The sequence below is a fragment of the Paenibacillus sp. Marseille-Q4541 genome (assembly GCF_018310695.1).
GTDB lineage: Bacteria > Bacillota > Bacilli > Paenibacillales > Paenibacillaceae > Paenibacillus.
In genome coordinates, this window is sequence record NZ_JAGXCY010000007.1 from 42553 (window position 1) to 63917 (window position 21365).

The 21365-nt window shown below is 42.7% G+C and carries 25 protein-coding genes; 12 read left to right on the forward strand and 13 right to left on the reverse strand.

Translation table 11 applies throughout. From position 1 onward, the window contains the following. Window positions 1-88: 88 nt before the first annotated feature. Window positions 89-1162, forward strand: a complete 1074-nt coding sequence (locus tag KFT32_RS10365; protein WP_211747124.1) for a stalk domain-containing protein — start codon at window positions 89-91, stop codon at window positions 1160-1162. A 130-nt stretch (window positions 1163-1292) separates the two neighbouring features. Here the strand turns inward: KFT32_RS10365 and KFT32_RS10370 are convergent, their stop codons facing one another. From KFT32_RS10370 to KFT32_RS10385, 4 genes are all read right to left on the reverse strand, one after another. Beyond that, a complete protein-coding gene (locus tag KFT32_RS10370) occupies window positions 1293-1946 on the reverse strand; it encodes an amino acid ABC transporter permease (protein WP_211747125.1) in 654 nt (217 codons plus the stop codon). A 29-nt stretch (window positions 1947-1975) separates the two neighbouring features. Further along, on the reverse strand, window positions 1976-2698 hold the full coding sequence (locus tag KFT32_RS10375) for an amino acid ABC transporter permease (RefSeq protein ID WP_211747126.1): 723 nt from the start codon (window positions 2696-2698) through the stop codon (window positions 1976-1978). A gap of 72 nt (window positions 2699-2770) precedes the next feature. Continuing rightward, window positions 2771-3619, reverse strand: coding sequence for a transporter substrate-binding domain-containing protein (locus KFT32_RS10380; RefSeq protein ID WP_211747273.1), 849 nt, complete (start codon window positions 3617-3619; stop codon window positions 2771-2773). Between the two features lie 47 nt (window positions 3620-3666). Next, window positions 3667-4395 carry an amino acid ABC transporter ATP-binding protein gene (locus KFT32_RS10385; protein ID WP_211747274.1) on the reverse strand — a complete coding sequence of 243 codons (729 nt, stop codon included), beginning with the start codon at window positions 4393-4395 and terminating at the stop codon, window positions 3667-3669. Between the two features lie 359 nt (window positions 4396-4754). On the opposite strand from KFT32_RS10385, the gene gpmA reads away from it, so the two are divergent. The 3 genes from gpmA to KFT32_RS10400 all read left to right on the forward strand — a co-directional run bounded on the left by gpmA (window position 4755) and on the right by KFT32_RS10400 (window position 6362). Next, window positions 4755-5519, forward strand: coding sequence for a 2,3-diphosphoglycerate-dependent phosphoglycerate mutase (gene gpmA, locus KFT32_RS10390; protein ID WP_211747127.1), 765 nt, complete (start codon window positions 4755-4757; stop codon window positions 5517-5519). A 91-nt stretch (window positions 5520-5610) separates the two neighbouring features. After that, a complete protein-coding gene (gene nikR, locus KFT32_RS10395; protein WP_211747128.1) occupies window positions 5611-6063 on the forward strand; it encodes a nickel-responsive transcriptional regulator NikR in 453 nt (150 codons plus the stop codon). A gap of 83 nt (window positions 6064-6146) precedes the next feature. Continuing rightward, a complete protein-coding gene (locus tag KFT32_RS10400; RefSeq protein WP_211747129.1) occupies window positions 6147-6362 on the forward strand; it encodes a hypothetical protein in 216 nt (71 codons plus the stop codon). 198 nt (window positions 6363-6560) lie between these two features. Here the strand turns inward: KFT32_RS10400 and KFT32_RS10405 are convergent, their stop codons facing one another. The 8 genes from KFT32_RS10405 to KFT32_RS10440 form a co-directional block, all read right to left on the reverse strand. Then, window positions 6561-7031 carry a DUF5342 family protein gene (locus KFT32_RS10405; RefSeq protein WP_211747130.1) on the reverse strand — a complete coding sequence of 157 codons (471 nt, stop codon included), beginning with the start codon at window positions 7029-7031 and terminating at the stop codon, window positions 6561-6563. A gap of 211 nt (window positions 7032-7242) precedes the next feature. Next, a complete protein-coding gene (locus KFT32_RS10410) occupies window positions 7243-8067 on the reverse strand; it encodes an urease accessory protein UreD (protein WP_211747131.1) in 825 nt (274 codons plus the stop codon). A 1-nt stretch (window position 8068) separates the two neighbouring features. Further along, a complete protein-coding gene (ureG, locus tag KFT32_RS10415; RefSeq protein ID WP_211747132.1) occupies window positions 8069-8680 on the reverse strand; it encodes an urease accessory protein UreG in 612 nt (203 codons plus the stop codon). 35 nt (window positions 8681-8715) lie between these two features. Beyond that, complete coding sequence (locus tag KFT32_RS10420; RefSeq protein WP_211747275.1) at window positions 8716-9402, reverse strand: urease accessory protein UreF; 687 nt, start codon at window positions 9400-9402, stop codon at window positions 8716-8718. Beyond that, window positions 9395-9850 (reverse strand): urease accessory protein UreE, encoded by a 456-nt coding sequence (gene ureE / locus KFT32_RS10425; RefSeq protein WP_211747133.1) that lies wholly within the window; start codon window positions 9848-9850, stop codon window positions 9395-9397. Before ureE ends, KFT32_RS10420 begins: the two co-directional genes overlap by 8 nt. A gap of 11 nt (window positions 9851-9861) precedes the next feature. After that, window positions 9862-11574, reverse strand: coding sequence for an urease subunit alpha (ureC, locus tag KFT32_RS10430; RefSeq protein ID WP_211747134.1), 1713 nt, complete (start codon window positions 11572-11574; stop codon window positions 9862-9864). Then, window positions 11571-11894: an urease subunit beta gene (locus KFT32_RS10435; RefSeq protein ID WP_211747135.1), complete on the reverse strand. Its 324-nt coding sequence runs from the start codon at window positions 11892-11894 to the stop codon at window positions 11571-11573. Before KFT32_RS10435 ends, ureC begins: the two co-directional genes overlap by 4 nt. A 17-nt stretch (window positions 11895-11911) precedes the next feature. Continuing rightward, complete coding sequence (locus KFT32_RS10440) at window positions 11912-12214, reverse strand: urease subunit gamma (RefSeq protein ID WP_211747136.1); 303 nt, start codon at window positions 12212-12214, stop codon at window positions 11912-11914. Window positions 12215-12881: 667 nt separating this feature from the next. Between KFT32_RS10440 and KFT32_RS10445 the strand changes: the two genes are divergently transcribed. The 7 genes from KFT32_RS10445 (at window position 12882) to KFT32_RS10475 (ending at window position 19997) form a co-directional block, all read left to right on the forward strand. Beyond that, window positions 12882-14504, forward strand: coding sequence for an ABC transporter substrate-binding protein (locus KFT32_RS10445; RefSeq protein ID WP_211747137.1), 1623 nt, complete (start codon window positions 12882-12884; stop codon window positions 14502-14504). 59 nt (window positions 14505-14563) lie between these two features. Next, the gene (locus KFT32_RS10450) at window positions 14564-15508 is read left to right on the forward strand and encodes an ABC transporter permease (RefSeq protein WP_211747138.1); all 945 of its coding nucleotides are present in this window, start codon (window positions 14564-14566) and stop codon (window positions 15506-15508) included. After that, entirely contained in the window at window positions 15505-16347 is an 843-nt protein-coding gene (locus KFT32_RS10455) for an ABC transporter permease (protein WP_211747139.1), read from the forward strand. The genes KFT32_RS10450 and KFT32_RS10455 overlap by 4 nt, the downstream gene beginning before the upstream one ends. A 15-nt stretch (window positions 16348-16362) precedes the next feature. Then, complete coding sequence (locus KFT32_RS10460; RefSeq protein WP_211747140.1) at window positions 16363-17286, forward strand: ABC transporter ATP-binding protein; 924 nt, start codon at window positions 16363-16365, stop codon at window positions 17284-17286. Next, a complete protein-coding gene (locus tag KFT32_RS10465) occupies window positions 17276-17878 on the forward strand; it encodes an ABC transporter ATP-binding protein (protein ID WP_211747141.1) in 603 nt (200 codons plus the stop codon). Before KFT32_RS10460 ends, KFT32_RS10465 begins: the two co-directional genes overlap by 11 nt. 91 nt (window positions 17879-17969) lie before the next feature. Further along, window positions 17970-18431: a cupin domain-containing protein gene (locus tag KFT32_RS10470; protein WP_211747142.1), complete on the forward strand. Its 462-nt coding sequence runs from the start codon at window positions 17970-17972 to the stop codon at window positions 18429-18431. A 315-nt stretch (window positions 18432-18746) separates the two neighbouring features. Next, entirely contained in the window at window positions 18747-19997 is a 1251-nt protein-coding gene (locus tag KFT32_RS10475; RefSeq protein ID WP_211747143.1) for a DUF445 domain-containing protein, read from the forward strand. 96 nt (window positions 19998-20093) lie between these two features. Here the strand turns inward: KFT32_RS10475 and KFT32_RS10480 are convergent, their stop codons facing one another. After that, window positions 20094-20714 (reverse strand): biliverdin-producing heme oxygenase, encoded by a 621-nt coding sequence (locus KFT32_RS10480; protein WP_211747144.1) that lies wholly within the window; start codon window positions 20712-20714, stop codon window positions 20094-20096. Window positions 20715-20924: 210 nt separating this feature from the next. On the opposite strand from KFT32_RS10480, the gene KFT32_RS10485 reads away from it, so the two are divergent. After that, entirely contained in the window at window positions 20925-21293 is a 369-nt protein-coding gene (locus tag KFT32_RS10485; RefSeq protein ID WP_211747145.1) for a TIGR02328 family protein, read from the forward strand. The last annotated feature ends 72 nt before the right edge of the window (window positions 21294-21365 follow it).

The window sequence follows — 21365 nt, forward strand, 5'->3', positions numbered from 1 at the left end:
TGTTACGTTTCTGTTAATTTATACAAGGAGTATTCAGGCATAATGACAAAGTACCATTTTTAATTATTTGCCTGGGAGGCTTTTTATAATGAAACAATTACATAGAAGAACATATAAAATATACAAAACAATAGGAATGGCTGTACTAACAGGCGTGCTAATGATGGGTGGACTTAGCGGAACAGGATTAGTTCGTGCGGAGGCATTGGATCGTCCATCTGTAACTACCATAAGTCCAGTCTTGACGGACTTTGTTACTTATGAGGAAATTACAAGAGAAGAAACATATCTTAATATTCATATGAAAGTCCCTGTCCTGAAAGGGCTGATTGATACAAAATATCAGGCCGAGTTGAATGATAACATTAAGCGTCACGCGGAGAAAGACATAGCATCGTTTGAAGCGGAAGCTAAAAAAGATGCGAATGAAGCTAAAAAACAAAATGTAGAATGGCGGCCATATGAGCTGTCTATGGATTATGAACTGAAGGCAGACGGAACAGGGAATCCGAATGATATTGTGTCACTGGAAGTCGTCACTTCCAAGAGCAGAGGGAATAACCCAGAGGAGCGGAAAGACTTCTATAATATCCGCAATGTAAAGGAAGCGAGCCGGGTTACGCTCAAAGAGCTGTTCGGGCCTAGCTACAAGCCGTTTATTGATCAGATGATCCAAAATACAATGGATCGGAATCCTGAAAATTACTTCCCGGAAGAATTCCAAGGAATTAGTGCAGAACAAGGTTTCTATGTTCAGGATAACAAAGCCGTTATCGTCTTCGGCAAATATGAGATTGCTCCGGGTTCGATGGGATCTCCTGAGTTCGAATTCCCTCTATCTATGTTACAGGATGTAGACAGAGATCAGGTTACTCTCGATCAAGCACTGACCTATCGGACGAAAAACGGGAACCTTATGATTCCTCTTCGTATCGTGACGGAGCGGCTAGGGTATGAGTTGACCTGGGTTAAGGATACGAAGTCAGCTGAACTGAAAAAACAAGCGCAATGGGCCTCGGTAACAAATGGAGAAAATGCTTACTTTATAAATAAAATGGCTCCGCAATCCCTCGTGGAGGCTCCTGTAATTAAAAATAATAAGATGTATGTTCCATATGCATTCGTATCCGAAATTCTAGGGGCAACATTGAACTTGAAATAATGAAATGTATGCGTATATTTCCGCAAATATAATATAACGAAATAAATAAAGATCACCCTCCATCTTTACTTGAGGTGATCTTTATTTTGTTGCCTGTTTTTTTAAGTTTCTACTTGAAGGGAAGAGCATCCTAGGCGTCTACCCGCGTTTCTAAACGACGAGCAAAGCGAGATAAGGAATAATTGACGATAAAATAAAGTATTGCTGCAAAGATGATGGCAGGTAAATAAAAAGCAGGATTCTGCCCTCCGACGATCCGCACGTGGTTCATCAGCTCCGGTAGGGAAATGGCAACTGCAAGCGAAGTATCCTTGAGTAGAGAGATGGATTGGCTGACGAGCGGCGGTATCATTCGGCGCAGTGCTTGGGGCAGTATGATAAGACGCAGCGTCTGGAAATAGGTCAGACCAGAGGAACGCGCAGCCTCAATTTGTCCCTTATCAATCGAGTTTAATCCTCCTCGCACGATCTCTGCGATCATACAGCCTTCAAATACAGTAAGCCCGGTAACCGCTGCCCAGAACACAGGCATTTCAATACCAAACTGAGGCAGGATCAGATACGTGACGAGAATGATGAGAAAGAGGGGCAAGTTCCGAATGGTGTCCACGATGACAGCGACGACTTGCGTAAGGACAGGAAAGCGTGTGTATCTTGCCGTTCCGAGTATAATACCGACAACAAAGCTCAGTACGATAGCGACGATAGCTACCTGGAGCGTCAACATAAATCCTTCTAGTAAGAATCTGACATAGGGCCAGGAATAAGCGCCGGCAAAATCCATAAGAATCCTCCTCTCTTAATGATGTGATCCTAGGCGTTCTGGTCAACACCTGTGGCAGGCGTAATCTTCCGTTTGTTCATCCCAGCTTTGCGGATTTCGCGTTGATTCAGTCTTCGTTCCATATACATGACAAGGAAGTTCAGTGGAAGCGTAATGATCAGATAAAGCAGGGCAACTACGGTGTAAACCGATAACGTTTGGTACGTAGCAGAGTTTACACTGTCGGCAAAATACATCAGGTCCATTCCGGCAACGACAGCAAGGATGGAGGAGTTTTTCACGAGATTAATCGCTTGATTCCCCATGGAAGGAAGCACGATGCGAACCGCCTGAGGCAAGATAATATGAATCATGGCTTGAATATAGCTAAGCCCAGAGGAACGTGCAGCCTCGACTTGACCTTTCGGCACAGACTGGATGCCTGCCCGTATTGCTTCTGCAATAAAAGAAGAGGTGTAAATCGTAAGACCGATCGTACCCGAGATAAAACCATCCAAATTGATGCCAAAGGCGTTCAGTCCATAGTAAAAAAAGAAAATGGTTACGAGCAGTGGGATGTTACGGATAAATTCAACATAGGCCGTACCAAACCAGTTCAGAACTTTTATAGGAGAAATCCGGCAAATCGCTACGGCAGAGCCAAATATAAAACTCCCTATTAAAGCAATAAGGCTAATTTGCAGTGTGTTCAGAAAACCTTCCGAGAAATCACCCCAATACCGCCATAGCACGCTAATATCTAGACCAGTCACATGGAATCACTCCTTCTTGATAGACGGTAAAAGAAAAAAGGCGGCCTGGCCGCCCTTGAACAAATACGTTCGTTACTCTGGAGTTGTTCCGAGCCATTGTTCGTAAAGTGTATTGTATTCTCCGCTATCTTTCATTTCCTTCAGCATCTCATTAACCGTATCGACCATCTTCTGGTCTCCTTTACGAATGGCCATACCGTACGGCTCATCGGTAAAGTTACCACCAACCATTTCAAAATTAGGATCGTCTTGCATCATCCCGAGCAGAATGGAATTATCCGTTGTGAGGGCATCGCCTTTTTTGGACTTAAGCGCCGTGAATGCTTCCTGATAGTTCTCGAATTCAAGAACTTTCGCATCCGGGGCTTTTTCTTTAATATTTGTAACCGAAGTAGAGCCCTTCACAGCGAGAACCGTAGTATCCGGTGTCAAAGAGTCTATGCCGGTAATCGCGCTCCCCTTGGGTACGAGGAGGGATTGACCTGCATTAAAGTAAACATCGCTGAAATCCACTTCCTTTTTACGTTCCTCCGTAATGGTCATCGTCGCAATTATGATGTCAATTTGTCCGTTTTGCAAAAGCGGGATACGTGTCTTGGAAGTTACTTCTTTTAGTTCTACCTTGGTTTCGTCACCTAGAATTTTTTTGGCAAGCGCTTTGGCCATGTCGATATCAAGGCCTTCGACACTGCCTGATACGGGGTCTTTCAGACCAAATAGACGTGTATCATATTTAACACCGGCAATGACTTTGCCGCGGTCTTTAATGGCTGCAATTGTATCAATGGACTCGGCCGGAACATTGTCTCCGCCTGAAGTTGAATCCGTTCCACCTGATGTTTTATCCGATCCACATCCTGATAGAGCAACACTGAAAGCCAGAAGGAACAAAAGCAACAATACTGGTGTTTTTTTCTTCATTGTCATAAAAGTGAGCTCCCCTTTTTAAATCAGTTTATTTTGCAGAATTAGTGATGAATCAGACGACTTAGAAACTGACGGGCACGTTCTTCTCTCGGATTGTTAAAGAACTCGGCTGCTGTATCATCTTCAACAATCTGCCCCTCATCCATAAAGATGACTCTATCGGCGACTTCCCTAGCAAAACCCATCTCATGGGTAACGATGACCATGGTCATCCCCGTATCTGCTAGAGAGCGCATGACATCAAGTACTTCTCCGATCATTTCGGGATCGAGTGCGGAAGTAGGCTCATCGAATAACATAATCTTGGGGTCCATCGCTAGACCACGGGCAATAGCAACACGCTGCTGCTGACCGCCAGACAGCTGGCTTGGATAACTTTCTGCTTTTTCGGCTATGCCAACACGGGTTAAATATTTCATTGCTGTTTCAGAGGCAGCCGCTTTAGATTGTTTCTTTACTTTGATCGGTGCGAGTGTAATATTTTCAATTACATTTTTGTGAGGGTACAGGTTGAAATGCTGGAATACCATACTGATGTTTTTGCGAAACTGGTTAATATCAATTTTACGCTGATGTAGTGGAATCCCACTGACATGAAGCTCTCCACCTGAGATGGTCTCGAGCCGATTGATACAGCGTAGAAGCGTACTCTTCCCAGAACCAGAGGGACCGATGATCACAACGACTTCACCTTCGCGGATTTGTAAATTAATATCTTTGAGCACATGAAAGCTTCCGTAATGTTTGTTCACATTTTTGAACTCGATCAGAATGATTCACCGCCCTTTTGTTCATATTCATCATAAAAAAGGAACTGAATGGTAAATATTGATAAGATGATACAATAAGATCAATGATTAGAGCAATGAATATGTCAAAAAACATGACATTTGTAGCAGTATTTCCTAGTTCTTAGGGCATGATTGTGTAAGTATGTTGTTAATTTGACGAGAAAGAAAAGAGATTTATGAAGCAGGAATGTGGGTCTTTTAACATAAATATGTAATTATATTGAAATAAAGTTGTTGGAAATTAAAAATTGAATAGCAGAGGGTGAGTTAAGAAATAAATGGAATAGGGTAATTTGATATGAACGAAAGCAACGATGAAGAAAGAAGGAGACTTATTTATGATAAAAATCGTACTCGTCCGGCATGGGCAGAGTGAATGGAATTTGGAGAATCGTTTTACGGGCTGGACCGACGTCGATTTGTCTGAGGCAGGGGTTGAAGAAGCACGTCAAGCAGGACTGATATTGAAGCAAAATGGATATGTTTTTGATGAGGCCTACACTTCGTATTTGAAAAGAGCGATTCGCACACTTTGGATTATCCTTCATGAAATGGATCTGATGTGGATTCCCGTCTACAAGACGTGGAAACTGAATGAGCGTCACTATGGTGCTTTGCAAGGGCTTAATAAAGCAGAAACTGCTATAAAATATGGCGAGGAGCAGGTATTATCTTGGCGCCGTTCTATTGATGCACGTCCTCCTGAACTTCCACTGGATGATCCAAGATATGAAGCGGAACTCCCGCAGTACAGTGTAATGAGAGAAGGGGAATATCCGCGTACTGAAAATTTGCTGGATACAGAAGAACGGGTACTGGCTTACTGGAAGGAACGAATTGTACCCGATCTTAGTGCCGGCAAACATATTATTATTGCAGCCCATGGCAATACAATCCGCTCTCTGATTCAGCACTTGGATCATCTTGAGGGCGACGGACTCATCAATCTGAACATACCGACAGGAATTCCACTCGTCTATGAACTGGATGAGGAGCTTAATCCGATACGTCACTATTACCTCGGAATGGAAGGACCTCTTCCTGCGGGGACGATTCCCAAACATATTAGTAAAGAAAGTACAACGAAAGGGCCCCCTGCATAAAGCGGGAGGTTCTTTTTATGTGGATTTCAAAAGGGCATAGCCTGTTATACACTTTTTCCATAAAAGGGTCCCTAGAGCAGGAGGAAGTGTAATGAGTGAGAAAGAGGAGTTAACCCGATTTGGCGTTGCTTTTCCCGCACCACTAATCGAGCAGTTTGACAAATACATAGAAGAACAGGGATACAAGAACCGATCAGAAGCAATTCGAGATTTGGCGCGCAGAGCGATGCTTGAACCGGCAAAACTGCACTCTGATGAACAAGTTGCCGGAGTTATTGTCACTGTATTTGATCATCATGCCAGTGAACTGCCGGGTATCCTCATGGAACTACAACACGATTATCACCATGATATTATTTCAAACATGCACGTGCACCTGAATCATCATCAGTGCCTCGAAGTCATTGCAGTTCGGGGCAATCTGGGCAGACTTCGCGCGCTGCATCAGCAGATACAGGTACAAAAAGGAGTGCACTACGCTGAATTATCCGTAACCTTTAATGATGGAGAATCACATGTAGATCATCATCTGAACAGAGAATAGAGAATGGCTTTACAAGCTACCCACAGACGATATAAAATGGAGCTTATCCTATTTAGGGTATTATAGGAATGGAGGGAACTTGCATGAACCGTTATTTGTTCGAGTATGAACTGAAATCTACTGGATTCAAAGGTGAATTTAGCTGGATTGAAGAATCCGAAGAGAAAGCAAAAGAAGCAATTCGTGATCGGATTGCCGACCTCGAATTTACTGAAATAGAAGATGTCGTTGTAGGCAACCTGCTGAAAACGATGGATGCAACAGGGCGTTTCTTTGAATGCGAGAACTGTGCTTCCTAAACACATCTAGATGAAGAGTATCCTTTCTTGTCCATGGGGCAGAAGGGATGCTCTTTTTTTGAGGCGAAAGTAAGCAGATAATATCGATATCCCAAGAAAGCTGGGCAAGAATGACTGCAGAGAATCTATCCGGTTCAATACAAAAAAAGGAGGGCTCTTTACTAGAGTCCTCCTTTATCATAGCTTTAACTACTTATTTTATCTCTTGTCTTGCTCTGTTTGCTCTACTTTTTCATGGATCTCGGTTTCTAATTCTTGCACAAGGTCCTCTTCGAGCTTCTGATGGGGCTGAGGATGAAACCATTGAATTTCCCCATTGTGAACAAACCCTTTGAATTCCTCTCCTTGCACATATAATGAGAATTGCTGACGTTCATGTGCGGTATCTTCAAATACAGGTTTGATTTGAATGTCCTCGGCTTTTTTCGAATTTCCATAATGTTTCATGAAGGAGTGTATAGTCGATTCAATTTTATCCACTTTATCCTCACCAATCATTTGTTTCGGGTGGGGGTTCAGCCATAGAATCTCATCATTATGATAATGTCCTTTAAATTCGTCTCCTCGAATTTTGAAGGTGAACGCAAGTCGCTCATGCATACGGTTCTCATAAATGGTTTCTACCTCAAAATCTTCAAGTTCAGGTTTTATATGATTATTTTCCGTCATGTGTATATCTCCTCTCATGAAAGTTTTACTTACCCAATTTCTCGTAAAAAGCACCATCCTGATTAGCATAAATAGGATAATAATGGAGGATCTATTAGTTGCCTATTATATAGGTTTGTTTTCCAGAATGTCCATTGAAAACGTTAACTCTCACGAAAAATCGGTCTTTCTTTGCATAACAGGACAATATAAATAGAGGACTTAGGTTGCATTAATATTTTCGTAAAGAGCTTGGAGAACGATTATTCCATTTTTCACTAATAATGATATGACATTGGTCGAAGATCCGCTCAATGGTTTGCGTGTTGTTTGCTTGGATTCGGATGCTAAATCCAGGTATAGCTAGATGGGAGATACCGAATGAAATATTTGAATCTTCCTTACGAATCACTTCATAAAGTTCGTCCAGAAGTGCATCGTTTGTTCGTTCACTAACTGCAATCATAGATCCTAGGTGAGTATAACCTTCCATAAAGCCAAGATCTGATATAGGCTGCTGCTGCGGCATTAATTTAATATGGTCATATACCCCAAGCTTGCCGTCCCAATAAATCTCAGTCACTAGTTGGATCGTGTTGTAACTAAATTTTTGTCCGCTCGGAGACCAGCCCGGAGTAAGGATATCTGTATATAGAAACGTTGCTCCGCGCTCCATATGAACCACATTTTTTTGCTTATAGTGCGCATTTTCATAGGCGATCAAAGGGTCTGGAAGGTATTCCAAATAGCTGCCTTTTTTCAAGTTGATTTCTGTTTCTTGATAAGCAAAGCTTTTCGGTGTTTTATATACTTTTGTCGCGGACTGCGTGGTTAAAGTCACCTTTGATCCTTCATCAGCGGAGATCTCCATCTTGTATCTGTCCCCATCTAAATAACCGCCGCCAGGGTTTAGGAGGTAATAGCAAACTTGGCCTGAATCATCAAAATAAATCGGTCGCATCACTTTGAATGCCCCTTGAAAATACACTCGCTTAGCTACTGTTTTCCCTTTTCGCTCTTCAAGATCCAAAGTTAAAGAGCCAGTCCAATCTGACATATTATTCTAATCCTTTTAACAGAGCGTGCTGCCGAATCCAGTCCATTACTTCTGGGAGACCATCATTATTTTTTAAGTTGGTGAAGAAGAAAGGTTTGTTCCCACGGAATTCTTTCGTGTCCTTCGCCATGACTTCAAGGCTGGCACCAACAAAAGGAGCAAGATCCGTTTTGTTAATAATAAACAAGTCAGATTTAATCATCCCTTGTCCACCCTTACGAGGAATTTTCTCCCCTTGGGCAACATCAATGATATAAATGGAAAAGTCGACGAGCTCCGGGCTGAAAGTAGCTGCAAGGTTATCGCCACCGCTTTCTACAAAAATAAGTTCAACATCGGGGTGACGCTCAACCAGCTGGTCAATTGCAGCGAAGTTCATCGAAGCATCTTCGCGGATGGCAGTGTGCGGACAGCCGCCTGTTTCCACTCCAATGATACGGTCCTCGGGAAGAACCCCGTTTTGAATTAAAAATTTAGCGTCTTCTTTTGTATAAATATCGTTAGTGACAACAGCCATTTTGATTTCATTTTCAAGGTGACGAGTCAGTTTTTCTACAAGCATCGTTTTGCCTGCTCCAACAGGTCCTCCAACACCGATTCTGATAGGTTCCATTAATAACACACTTCCTTTACTGATTGTTAGAAAAATTAAGACATGAATATTCGAATATTTACTCGTTCATGTTTCATTTGAGATAGTTCAATTCCTGGTGATACCATTCCAAAATCATCAATTGTTAGCTCCATGATTTTATTCACGGCTTCTGTTAATTCCGGTATAAACTGATGTGAAATCGTTTGACCTGCTGTTTGTCCAAGAGGGATGGCGCGTACTGCGTTTTGAACTTGACTGGAAATAGCAGAATACAAATAGTAGAGGATGGTATCTTCTTTTGATACCTGAAGCCCATGAGCTACCATCGAAAAAACAATAGCCGGATGGCCGAATACGTTCTTACTTTTTATTTCTTCTCTGTACTGAGAGAGGATAGGTAAGCCATATAGGGATTCCGTCAGTTTCAGCATTCGATCCCCAATCATTTGGGTTCCTTCTCTCGATTCTCGTGGCAAGTTCTGAACCGTCAATAGGCGATCCATATGCCATACCTGCTGTATATCTTCGTCCACGAGAGCTTCATAAACGAGACGAGAGGCAAGCCCATCCGCATAGATAAGCTGTTCATGTAAATACACTTTCAGCCATTTGAAAAACGTTGCTTGGTTATGGACCTTATCTTCCTGGATATAACTCTCAAGGCCAAAAGAATGACTGAAAGCTCCTGTAGGGAAATTAGAATCGCATAGTTGAAACAAAGAGAGCAGATGACTATTCATGACTATGGCCAATATGCCGGAATGCTTGTTTTACTTTTCGATCCTCTCGTTTAAATGGAATCTCGAGTTGCCTAAGCAGTTCCTCAACTAAATAGTCATACTGAACTAACATATCATTGTCTTCGAATTGAGCAGGGAGATGGCGATTACCAAGCTGGTGAGCGATCGTTCCCATTTCTTTGATGCTTCTAGGCTGAATGACAAGCAGATCATCTGACATGACATCAACGACGATCATGTTCTTGTCGTCCATGAATAATACATCACCAGCGACAAGATCACGTGGCTCACGCAAGCGTATACCGAGCTCATTTCCGTGATCTGTTTTTACGCGTTGAATACGCTTCATCAAATGTGCACTTTCTAGATACACTTTTTCCATGTGGCGTTTTTCTATTTCGTTTTTATCCATTTGTTCGATGTTGGTTACGATTTTTTCAATAATCAATATCTTTCACCTCAGAATAGGAAATATCGCTGTCCCATGGGTACGGTATCAACCGGATCACATGTCAGTAATTCTCCATTTATTTTTACTTCATATGTTTGTGGATCTACCGTGATATCCGGCGTCTCTGAATTTAACTTCATGCTTTTTTTCGTTAATGTACGAATTCCACCAACAGGCAGGATGATTTTGTTAAGACCCAGTTTTTCGTGAACTCCATCGTCATAGGCTGCTTGTGAAATGAAAGTAGCAGAACTGCTTGCTAATGCTTTTCCGAACTGAGCATACATTGGACGATAAATATATGGCTGTGGTGTCGGTATCGAAGCATTGGCATCCCCCATTAAACTAACAACCGCATGTCCGTTTTTAAGTACCATTTCTGGTTTTACTCCGAAGAACTTAGGATTCCATAGAACCAGATCGGCCATTTTGCCAACCTCAATGGAACCTACATGTTCTGAAATTCCATGGGTAATAGCAGGGTTAATCGTGTACTTTGCGATATAGCGTTTTGCCCGGTTATTATCTGCGTATTTACTATCTCCTTCTAGGAGTCCACGCTGTTTCTTCATTTTGTCTGCTACTTGCCAAGTGCGTAGAACGACTTCTCCAACTCGGCCCATGGCTTGGGAATCTGAGCTTACCATGCTGAATACGCCCATATCGTGAAGGATATCTTCAGCTGCAATGGTTTCTTTTCTAATTCTAGAGTCTGCAAAGGCAATGTCTTCTGGAACAGAAGGATTTAAATGGTGGCAGACCATGACCATATCAAGGTGTTCGTCAATCGTATTTATCGTGTAGGGGAGGGTAGGGTTCGTTGATGAAGGCAGAATGTTAAGGTAACCTGCTGATTTGATTAAATCAGGAGCGTGACCACCGCCTGCGCCTTCTGTATGGTACATGTGAAGAACTCGATCTTTTACAGCAGCCATTGTATTTTCCATAAAGCCGCTTTCGTTCAGAGTATCGGCGTGAAGAGCAACTTGAATGTCATACTCGTCCGCTACTCGCAGAGCGTAATCAAGGGAAGAACCTGTAGCGCCCCAGTCTTCGTGAACTTTTAATCCGATCACGCCAGCTCTTACTTGCTCGATTAGCGGTTCAGTAGAAGCTGCGTGTCCTTTTCCAGTAAATCCAATATTGATAGGGAGGCCTTCTGCTGCTTCGAGCATTCGGTGTATATTCCACTCTCCTGGAGTAACGGTGGTAGCTTTAGATCCTGCTGCAGGGCCTGTACCACCGCCAATTAATGTCGTTGTCCCCGATGTGAGAGCCACTTCTACTTGTTTCGGATTGATAAAGTGAACATGTGTATCGATAGCTCCTGCGGTTACAATCAAACCTTCTCCAGCGATGATTTCTGTAGAAGTACCGATGATAATATCGATGTTATCTGTAATAAGCGGGTTACCGCTTTTACCTATTCCAAAAATCTTCCCATCTCGAATGGCTAAATCAGCTTTGCAAATTCCGGTGTAATCTAGAATGATAACATTGGTTATTACCGTATCGGCTACACCATCTTTACGAGTTGCAAGGGGATGCTGGCCCATACCGTCTCGAATGACTTTACCTCCGCCAAACACAACTTCTTCTCCATAAGAAGTGTGATCTTTCTCGATTTGAATGAACAAATCGGTATCAGCAAGGCGAATAGAGTCACCCGTCGTTGGGCCGTACATTTCGGCATACTGTCTTCGGGACATTTTAAAACTCATATTGAATCCTCGCTTTCTAATTTTCCATCCACTTTATTATTGAAGCCATATACACGGCGTTCTCCTGCAAAATCAATGAGCTGTATTTCTTTTTCGTCTCCGGGTTCAAAACGAACAGCCGCTCCAGCAGGGACATTTAGCCGTTTTCCGTAGGCCTGCTTTCGGTCGAAGAGAAGTCCTTCATTTACCTCATAAAAATGAAAATGTGATCCGACTTGAATAGGGCGATCCCCTGTATTTGTAACGGAAATCGTGAAGATTTCGCTTCCTGCGTTACAAATAATTTCATCTTCTTGTAGAATATATTCTCCTGGTATCATATAGAGCTCCCTTCTGTTTATCGTATCGGGCTGTGAACGGTAACTAATTTTGTCCCATCTGGAAAAGTAGCTTCAACCTGAATATCATCAATCATTTCAGGAATTCCTTCCATAACATCTTCTCGGGTCAAAATAGTAGCTCCATACTCCATCAGTTCGGCAACTGTTCTCCCGTCCCGCGCTCCTTCTAATACTTCATAAGTGATGAGAGCGACAGCTTCGGGATGATTTAATTTCAATCCTCTGTCTTTCCGGCGCCTTGCAAGATCGGCTGCGACTACGATCATAAGCTTGTCAATTTCTCGCGGCAATAAATGCATAGTTCAATCCTCCTATTATCATCCCACACAACAATACCCCTCCATTTCGAAAGAGAAAGGAGGGGTATTGATTGAAAAATATAAAAATTCTTTATATTGATTTCTTTCAAAAGCCCGGTATTTACACTTTCTACAGAAGCCCGATAATTAAGTATATCTAAACTATTATATCATAAAGAAAATAGAAGATGAATCATTATGTTAATCATTTTTTCTGGAAATGAAGTTACAATGCATGTTTAGCCTACCTCATAACCAACTTCGTACGTGAACTCTTTCACGTTTTACTTTAGTTGTGCTTAGTACATTGATAAGAATTATGTTGCCTACTGCTAGTTTAGCCATTAAGATAGGGAAAGCCATATCTCGGCTATACCACTCTATCTATGTAAGATGGATAGTTCTATTTTCTGCGTTTTTTTCCGTGAAGCCTTGTCTACCCTCCTCGTAGATACAAAATTTGTCATATCTCGTATAACATCGTCTGAGTAAGCATGGGTTTTAAGTACACATCTGTTGTATGTAGCTTGTTAAGTTTATGATTTTATCCTAAATATGCTGGTCGGTTTTCAAAATGAGTATCGCTATTCCCTTCCAAATCTACTCACATACAAATGAGAAGGTTTCTTTGGGAGGAATTCTTGATGAAGGGGTGCAACAAATACAAATGGAAAAGAAATTAGTTAGAATGATTTTTCTCGTTGTTATTATCTCTGCTTTTATGTTAACGGGATGTAACGTATCGAACACAAACCTGTCCGATGATGAAAATAATGGAGCAAGTGAAAAGAAAAAGGACGAGCTGGTGCTGGCATTTGGATCTGAGCCGGAAACCGGATTTGATCCTACAACAGGGTGGGGACGTTATGGATCACCCTTATTCCAAAGTACGCTCTTAAAGAGAGACGATGATTTGAACATTATCAATGATCTTGCCACAAGCTATGAAGTGGATAAAAGCGGCAAGATTTGGACGGTGAACATACGAGATGATGTAAAATTTTCTGACGGACAGCCATTAACAGCGGATGATGTTGTATTCACATTTGAAACAGCGATGAGTAATGGGTCTGTAGTCGATTTGAGCAGTATGAATAAAGTGGAGGCAGTAGATGCACATACCGTTACATTTACGTTAAAAGAGCCTCAATCTACGTTTGTGAATACATTAATAGGAACGGGGATTGTTCCCAAACATGCTTATGGACCAGACTATGCAGATCATCCAATTGGTTCAGGACCTTATCAGCTTGTGCAATGGGATAAGGGACAACAGTTAATTATTAAAGCCAATCCGGAATACTATGATAAACAGTCCTATTTCAAAAAGATTACCTTTTTATTTTTAAACGAGGATGCATCCTTTGCAGCTGCAAAAGCAGGAACGGTTGATCTTGCCTATATCCCGGCTGCATTCAGTAACCAGAAAGTATCTGGTATGAGGTTGGAATCAGTACAAACCGTTGACAATAGAGGCATTGTTTTTCCTTACGTTGCATCAGGCACGAAGACAGAAGATGGCTTGCCCATTGGGAACGATGTAACCGCTGATCCAGCAATTCGTCATGCCATTAATATGGCTGTAGACCGACAAGCACTTGTCGATGGTGTTCTTGAAGGACAAGGGACTCCAGCATATACTTCCGTAGATGGACTGCCTTGGTGGAATCCAGAAACGGTTATTGAAGATGGGGATGTGGAAGGTGCGCAGAAGCTGCTAAAAGAAGCGGGCTGGGTTGATACCGATGGAGATGGAATTGTTGAGAAAGGTTCTTTGAAAGCAGAGTTCACTCTTTATTATTTAGCGGATGACGCAATTAGACAATCTCTTGCCATTTCTGTTGCAGATATGATGAAACCACTGGGAATAAATGTCAAATTAGAAGGTGGAAGCTGGGACATCATTTCTAAGAAAATGTACTCCAATCCCGTACTACTAGGTTGGGGAAGCCATGATCCGCATGAAATGTACAACATTTATAGCAGCAATACGGCAGGGATCGATTACTATAACACCGGTTTTTATTCGAATAAGACCGTAGACGAATATTTTGATAAAGCTCTTCAAGCCACAAGTGAAGCGGAAGCCCTTGAATATTGGAAAAAAGCCCAGTGGGATGGAACGACGGGACTTAGCGCGAAAGGTGATGCTGCCTGGGCTTGGCTTGTAAATATTAATCACTTGTACCTAGTAAAAGATGGACTTGATATCGGAGATCAAAGAATCCATGTTCATGGTCATGGTTGGCCTGCAACCGATAATATCGTTGAATGGAAATGGACTGACTAACCGTGCGTAATTATATAAATAGAAAACTTGGATTTTTTATTTTGAGGAAGGGATTACGAATGGCGACATTACTTGTTGCCATTTGCTTTATTTCCTTTCTACTCGTGAAAAACTCTCCGATTGATCCTATTCAAGCGTATATTGGGGCAGATATGCTAAGAGTTGGCCCCGAACAACGCGAACAAATTGCCGAGTATTGGGGATTAAATGAGCCCATGATGACCCAGTTTATCAATTGGGCTTCTGCTGTAGTAACCGGAGATTTAGGAACTTCCATGATCTATCGCAGGCCAGTCATTGATGTAATTGGTGAACGATTTTTAAATTCTCTTGTGCTTATGTTATTTGCCTGGATTTTATCAGGTGTGATTGGCTTTGTTATGGGCGTTGTAGCGGCGATGAAAAAAGGAACATGGATAGATCGTTTAATCAAATGGTACTGTTTCACGTTAGCATCTACTCCTACCTTCTGGATGGGGCTCCTTATTTTAATGGTTTTCGCTGTGTGGTTAGGATGGTTCCCTATTGGAATGGGAGTTCCGGCAGGAGTCCTTGCGGAGGATGTTACACTCATGGATCGAATTCAGCATCTTATTCTGCCTGTATTGACCTTAAGTATGGTTGGTGTTGCTAATGTGGCACTCCATACAAGGCAGAAGCTAATTGATGTTCTTGCAAGTGATTATGTGTTATTTGCCAGAGCGCGAGGCGAAAAAGGGTTTATGCTATTTTGGAGACATGGGTTACGTAATGTTGCTATGCCAGCAATCACCTTACAATTTGCAGCATTCAGTGAATTGTTTGGCGGCGCAGTACTAGCAGAGCAAGTGTTTTCCTATCCTGGTCTGGGACAGGCTACGGTAGAAGCAGGATTAAGAGGAGATGTACCCCTTTTATTAGGGACGGTTATTTTTAGTACCCTGTTTGTATTTGTAGGAAATTTACTAGCTGATATCAGCTATCATGTATTAGATCCGAGAATGAGGGAGGGGAGGGAAATATGATTCCTAACCAGAAGAAATTCCCTCTGAATCAACAGCAACGGGCATTATTAAAAGTACTCCTCTCCGTAATGGTTATAGTCATTGTTATACTAGGGCGTTTTCTTCTTGATAAAGGCGGAATTGCAACGAATCTTACAGTTCGGAATTCTCCGCCATCTTGGGATCACCTTTTTGGTACGGACTGGCTAGGCCGAGATATGTTTACACGCACGGTAATGGGACTTTCATTAAGTATCGGAGTAGGATTAATAGGTGCCATTGGAAGTACGTTCATTGCTACCCTTTTAGGGATGGCCGCTGCAACAATGGGGAAGACAGCGGATCGCTTGATTTCATGGCTTATTGATCTTTTTTTAAGTGTTCCTCATCTGGTAACCCTTATCCTTATTGCCTTTACATTAGGGGGAGGATTTAAAGGGATTGTCATTGGCGTGATGGTAACCCATTGGCCAAGTCTTGCTCGGGTCATTCGAGCAGAGGTGATGCAAGTTCGATCAGCTGAATTTGTTCAGGTGTCGCGGAGAATGGGCAAACCTGGCTGGTGGGTAGCTTTGCATCATATCGCTCCACATATTGCACCCCAGTTTCTCATCGGATTTATGCTATTGTTTCCTCATGTTATTTTACACGAGGCAGCAGTTACGTTTGTCGGTTTAGGGTTGTCTCCTCACGAACCCGCTATTGGCATTATTTTATCTGAATCGATGAAGTACTTATCTTCTGGTATGTGGTGGCTTGCTTTCTTCCCTGGACTTTGTTTGCTACTAATCGTTAGAATGTTCGAACAGATTGGGGAAAATCTCCGATTGCTTATGAACCCTAACGGGAATCGCGAGTAAGGAGATGATACAACAATGTCTATTCTTGAAATAGAGAATCTATCCGTTTCTTTTAAGCAATATACAGCCGGATTTAAACAAATCCAGCATCAGGTCATTTCAAGTTTGGATGTAAAGCTTGAAGCAGGTAAAATTCTTGCTGTTGTAGGTGCAAGTGGATCGGGAAAAAGCTTGCTTGCGCATGCCATTTTAGGAATACTTCCGAGCAATGCCATGGTAAGTGGTGTAATCAAATTTGAAGGGGAGGAGCTCACTCCTGCTCGGCAAAAGGCAGTGAGAGGGAAAGAAATTGCTCTTGTCCCCCAATCCGTAAACTTCTTGGACCCGCTCATGCGTGTAGGAAGCCAGGTGCGAACCTCGGTCCATAAAGGTGATCCTGTTCAAGCGCAGCGAAATGTGTTTAAACGATTCCACTTAGGACAAGAGGTGGAACGCATGTATCCATTTCAACTATCCGGCGGGATGGCAAGGAGGACACTATTGTCAACTGCGATGGTAAGTGGAGCAAAGGTCATCGTTGCCGATGAGCCCACTCCAGGACTTGACCCGGTTGTCATCAAGGAAGCGCTGAATCATTTTAGAGAGTTCGCGAACCAAGGTTGTGCGGTCATGTTGATCACGCATGATATTGAATCTGCCCTTCAGATTGCAGATAAAATCGCTGTGTTTTATGCAGGAACGACTGTAGAAATTGCTAAGGTCGAGGATTTTACAGGTCAGGGCGAGGCCATAAGGCATCCTTATACTAAGGCTTTGTGGCGAGCGTTGCCGCAAAATGATTTTATTCCTATTCCCGGTTCACAGCCTCATCCAAGCTCATTGCCACCGGGCTGCTTGTTTGCACCGCGTTGTGAACTGGCTACAGCTGAATGTCATCAGGCTGAGCCTAATATGAGGGAACTTCGGGATGGAATGGTGAGGTGTATTCATGCAACTTGAGGGTGTGAATCTCGGATACCGCTATGGCGAGCAGTGGACGTTACGACATCAGAACATCACGCTGGGTAGCGGGGAAGTCGTAGGACTACGTGGCCCAAGTGGTGCAGGGAAAACGACCCTTGCTCGTATTCTTGCTGGATATATCAAGCCTGAAGAAGGTCATGTACTTCTAAATGGACAACCTATGAAAGATAAAGGATATGCCCCAGTACAGCTCGTATTTCAGCATCCGGAAAGAGCGGTAAATCCTCGTTGGTCTATGCGTAAGGTTCTATCTGAGGCCGGGGGGCTTGATGATTCGTTTCTCGAAGAGCTTGGCATTCAAGAGGAGTGGCTGAACAGGAAGCCTGGAGAACTCTCAGGAGGGGAACTTCAGCGATTTTGTGTTGCGAGAGCCTTTGGAAAGGAAACAGAGTTCCTGATTGCGGATGAGATGACGACGATGCTTGATGCTGTGACACAAGTCCAAATCTGGCAAGCAGTAATGAATAGAGCCAAGCAGCTTGATACAGGAATCCTGATCGTCAGCCATGAAGATGCTTTATTGCAGCGATTGTGTACTCGAATCATCGACTGGCACAGATTCATTTGAGCGTCTTCTCTTTTCGTAGTATGATGGCGTAAGGTAAATAGAGGGAACCATTGAATCATCAATATTAATGGATAGAAAGTAGGTATGTAAGATGTCAGAACGTATTCTATCTCCGCTCGTAGCAGCACTTAACATGGAGCCTCATCCGGAAGGCGGATGGTATAAAGAAATGTGGAAAGCTTCTTTTCAGATTCCGCATTCGGTTCTACCAACGAACTACTCTGGATCGCGTCCTGCAGCAACTTCGATTTATTTCCTTCTTCATCCGGGTGAAATTTCTGATTGGCACGTTGTACACTCCGACGAGCTTTGGATGTGGCATTCCGGCAGTCCGCTTGAACTTATTGTTGGTGGAAGTGGCGAGGGAGAACCGGAGCAGACAGAATCATACATTCTGGGTTGTGACGTAGAAGCAGGTCAATATCCGCAAGCTCTTGCACCGGGTGGACAGTGGCAAATGGCTCGCGTACTGGGCGATGAACCGGTTTTGGTCTCCTGTGTAGTAGCACCGGGATTTCATTATGATGATTTCCGTTTGATTCAGCGTGGCTAAGGGATAAATAATGAAATGATAATACAAGCGGGTCGACGTGAGTCGGCCTGTTTGTTGTGAATGAGAAGAAACAGCCTATCGTAGTGAAAGTAACTATAGATGGTGATAATAGTAAGATGGAAGAAGGTTTGGAATATAGGGATTGTGGTGATAAGATGAATACTAACTACAGGATAGATATTATGCGGGGTAGTAGGAGTGAATATCACGTAAAAAGATGTATCTACATAGTTTCTTATAACATGGATAGTAGTGTAGCAACCAGTTAAATAAGGCAGAGTATAAAGATGAAAGCAAATAAAGGAGTCAAAAAATATGGGTAAACAGACGAAAAAAGCGGCTGCATGGTCACTGGTCATCATGGGAGCAGGTTTTGCGGCTTCCTTGCCTTTTCATGGAAGCCTCCCAGGTAAAATATTAATAGGAGCCTTTGAAGCAGGACTGGTTGGCGGGCTCGCGGACTGGTTTGCGGTTACAGCATTGTTTCGACATCCCCTTGGATTAAAGATTCCGCATACGGCATTACTTCCTAAAAACCGAGATAAAATGACAGATGGACTGGTGTCCGCGGTGGAGAATAATTTGCTGAATAAGGAAAGTATCTCTGCCAAAATTTCAGAAATGCCGGTAAGTGAAATGATTCTTGAAATGGCTGAAAAAGAGTTGCATTCACAGGGAACGCAAGATGCCATTGATACGATTGCAAAACGAATCGTAGCAACCCTCCCGCTCGAACGCATTGCTCCTTTGGTTGCAGGAGAAATGAAACGCCAAATCGGACAGATGGATGTAACTACTTTGCTTACCAAAGCCGAGCAACAAATTACAAGTAAGGGTTATGACAAAATAGCACTCGATTATGGATTGGATCAAGCCGAGGCATGGCTAGTGAAACCGGACACGATTTATACACTGGGCGAGATCGGTATGAGAGCGCTGAATTCCGTGCAAGTGAACGGGCTTATGCAATTTGCTATGAATGCGCTCATGGGCTATCTGAATGAAGAACGCCTAGGCGGAATCCTCCAGCGCTTTTTGTATGACCAGGTTCAGGATCTGAAATATGAAGGACATCCTCGTCGTCACAATGTATTAACCGGAATTCGGGGACAGCTGTCTCGATTAACGCATAATCACAAGGTCGTTTCTGGACTGACGGAGTGGAAGGACACTTTACTGGAGAACTGGGATGCGGAGATGACCGTATTACACAAAATGCAAGAACTTCGGGAGAAGGCGCTTGTTTACATGGAGGACGGAAAGTATGTGTCAGAGCACGTACTGCCTATCATTGAATCCCTTATTGCTGAGGTAAAAGATAACGCCGTGCTGCTGGAACGTATTGATCAGAAGATCGTACACAGTGTAACGAGTCTTGTAGAACGTAACCATTCCAAAATCGGAAATCTTGTACGAGAGAATGTAAACAAAATGGATAATGAATCATTAATCGCACTGATCGAGGATAAGGTTGGACAGGATTTGCAATGGATTAGGATTAACGGGGCGGTTACTGGTTTTCTCATTGGTATCGTACTTACCGTACTTCAGATTATTTTCATTTAATTCAAAAAATAGTGCATTCCATTTTCCTGGAACCTATAAAAAAAGGCACACCAACATAGCTGAATATGGTGTGCCTTTGTTATTTTTCCGTACTATTTAAGAGTGACGGGTTGAATGAATGGGTGTTTCCAAGTTGATCCATTCTGTTAGCAGCTTAAATGTTTTCTTGGCTGTGGTAACCGTAGTCTGTCTGTCTTCCTCAGAATGGATGTTATCATTCACGATCTGCGCAAATTCCTTCCACTTGCTGCGAGTCTCCTGACCATAGGCATTAAAATAACGAAGGTTTTGTTCCAGTTCGGAAGGCAGATGCTGTTTTAACTTTTTGTTAATGATCTGTCCGCCCATTGTAGATCCTTCTATAACATATAAGTATCCCAATAGGTGGGGTGTTGAATTGATAGTAGGGAGATCGGAAGCTATAGGCAGTGAACTGAGGTCACTATCTTTAGGCAGGAGATCTTGAATGTCCTTTTCTAGTAGAGGGGTCTTTTTTCTTGCATGCATATCAAGTAACGTATCTTGTCCAAGTCCCAGCAGGCTAATCTGATCCTCGAGCGGTTTGATAAAACCGTAGAACTTCTGTAAGTAGGTAAGATATTGTTCTGACGTGAGGGTTTGGTCCATAATTGCAATTGCGTATGCATTTTGCTCAATATCGTGATGTTCTTGAGCTGTCTCCTGGCGTAATTGTTCCATGATAGTTTGCTGCTCCATAAAAACCATCCCCTTATTTTCATTACCATAGAAAACGTCTTTCTATATCAAGCAGATCTAGATACTTACTTAGAAATTCATTTTCCGGTTACTACTAGAATAACAAAAAAATGATGGAAAAACGATTAACTTGATAGTCTTGACGTTGACGCTTAGTATCCTTTTTACTATGCTGAGAAATAAAGAACGATAGAAGAAAGGGTCTACGATATGCGTCTGTGGCATGAAGACTTAATTGGTAAGCTTCCTAGAGCACAATTGCTTGGACAACACCGAGAGTGCTGTGCACTTCGCGGAAATGGTTGGGGGAAGAAGCATGCAACCGTAAATTATGTTTTTGAATACCATCCAATGAAACTAGTCAGATACCATCTGCTCATTATCCAAGAAATGAAGAATCGTGGCTACAACGTGGATGTACTTTGGGAAGATCCGTTGTATCGCGGGAAGCAATGTGAGAGATGGGATGGAGAGAACCCTGATTCGCTGCATGAGTTTGGGCGGTACGAAGAACATAATGAGGCTTATATGGAGGAATGTACGATGAACCTTGCGTCAAAAGGGATTTATATCGTATAGCGCGCTGAAGCAGGCCTCCATCGTGCAACTATTCACCAAAATAAAAAAAGCAGACCTCGCGAAATGTCGGGG

What these genes read in the sequence shown, in the direction of transcription:
- KFT32_RS10470 (WP_211747142.1), top strand. Translation starts at nt 17,970, where the DNA reads ATGTCAGAACGTATTCTATCTCCGCTCGTAGCAGCACTTAACATGGAG.
- KFT32_RS10465 (WP_211747141.1), top strand. Translation starts at nt 17,276, where the DNA reads ATGCAACTTGAGGGTGTGAATCTCGGATACCGCTATGGCGAGCAGTGG.
- ureG (WP_211747132.1), bottom strand. Translation starts at nt 8,680, where the DNA reads ATGGAACCTATCAGAATCGGTGTTGGAGGACCTGTTGGAGCAGGCAAA.
- KFT32_RS10405 (WP_211747130.1), bottom strand. Translation starts at nt 7,031, where the DNA reads ATGACGGAAAATAATCATATAAAACCTGAACTTGAAGATTTTGAGGTA.
- KFT32_RS10445 (WP_211747137.1), top strand. Translation starts at nt 12,882, where the DNA reads ATGGAAAAGAAATTAGTTAGAATGATTTTTCTCGTTGTTATTATCTCT.
- KFT32_RS10475 (WP_211747143.1), top strand. Translation starts at nt 18,747, where the DNA reads ATGGGTAAACAGACGAAAAAAGCGGCTGCATGGTCACTGGTCATCATG.
- KFT32_RS10370 (WP_211747125.1), bottom strand. Translation starts at nt 1,946, where the DNA reads ATGGATTTTGCCGGCGCTTATTCCTGGCCCTATGTCAGATTCTTACTA.
- KFT32_RS10400 (WP_211747129.1), top strand. Translation starts at nt 6,147, where the DNA reads ATGAACCGTTATTTGTTCGAGTATGAACTGAAATCTACTGGATTCAAA.
- KFT32_RS10455 (WP_211747139.1), top strand. Translation starts at nt 15,505, where the DNA reads ATGATTCCTAACCAGAAGAAATTCCCTCTGAATCAACAGCAACGGGCA.
- gpmA (WP_211747127.1), top strand. Translation starts at nt 4,755, where the DNA reads ATGATAAAAATCGTACTCGTCCGGCATGGGCAGAGTGAATGGAATTTG.
- KFT32_RS10440 (WP_211747136.1), bottom strand. Translation starts at nt 12,214, where the DNA reads ATGCATTTATTGCCGCGAGAAATTGACAAGCTTATGATCGTAGTCGCA.
- ureC (WP_211747134.1), bottom strand. Translation starts at nt 11,574, where the DNA reads ATGAGTTTTAAAATGTCCCGAAGACAGTATGCCGAAATGTACGGCCCA.
- KFT32_RS10485 (WP_211747145.1), top strand. Translation starts at nt 20,925, where the DNA reads ATGCGTCTGTGGCATGAAGACTTAATTGGTAAGCTTCCTAGAGCACAA.
- KFT32_RS10480 (WP_211747144.1), bottom strand. Translation starts at nt 20,714, where the DNA reads ATGGAGCAGCAAACTATCATGGAACAATTACGCCAGGAGACAGCTCAA.
- KFT32_RS10380 (WP_211747273.1), bottom strand. Translation starts at nt 3,619, where the DNA reads ATGAAGAAAAAAACACCAGTATTGTTGCTTTTGTTCCTTCTGGCTTTC.
- KFT32_RS10435 (WP_211747135.1), bottom strand. Translation starts at nt 11,894, where the DNA reads ATGATACCAGGAGAATATATTCTACAAGAAGATGAAATTATTTGTAAC.
- KFT32_RS10410 (WP_211747131.1), bottom strand. Translation starts at nt 8,067, where the DNA reads ATGTCAGATTGGACTGGCTCTTTAACTTTGGATCTTGAAGAGCGAAAA.
- KFT32_RS10365 (WP_211747124.1), top strand. Translation starts at nt 89, where the DNA reads ATGAAACAATTACATAGAAGAACATATAAAATATACAAAACAATAGGA.
- KFT32_RS10450 (WP_211747138.1), top strand. Translation starts at nt 14,564, where the DNA reads ATGGCGACATTACTTGTTGCCATTTGCTTTATTTCCTTTCTACTCGTG.
- KFT32_RS10460 (WP_211747140.1), top strand. Translation starts at nt 16,363, where the DNA reads ATGTCTATTCTTGAAATAGAGAATCTATCCGTTTCTTTTAAGCAATAT.
- KFT32_RS10420 (WP_211747275.1), bottom strand. Translation starts at nt 9,402, where the DNA reads ATGAATAGTCATCTGCTCTCTTTGTTTCAACTATGCGATTCTAATTTC.
- nikR (WP_211747128.1), top strand. Translation starts at nt 5,611, where the DNA reads ATGAGTGAGAAAGAGGAGTTAACCCGATTTGGCGTTGCTTTTCCCGCA.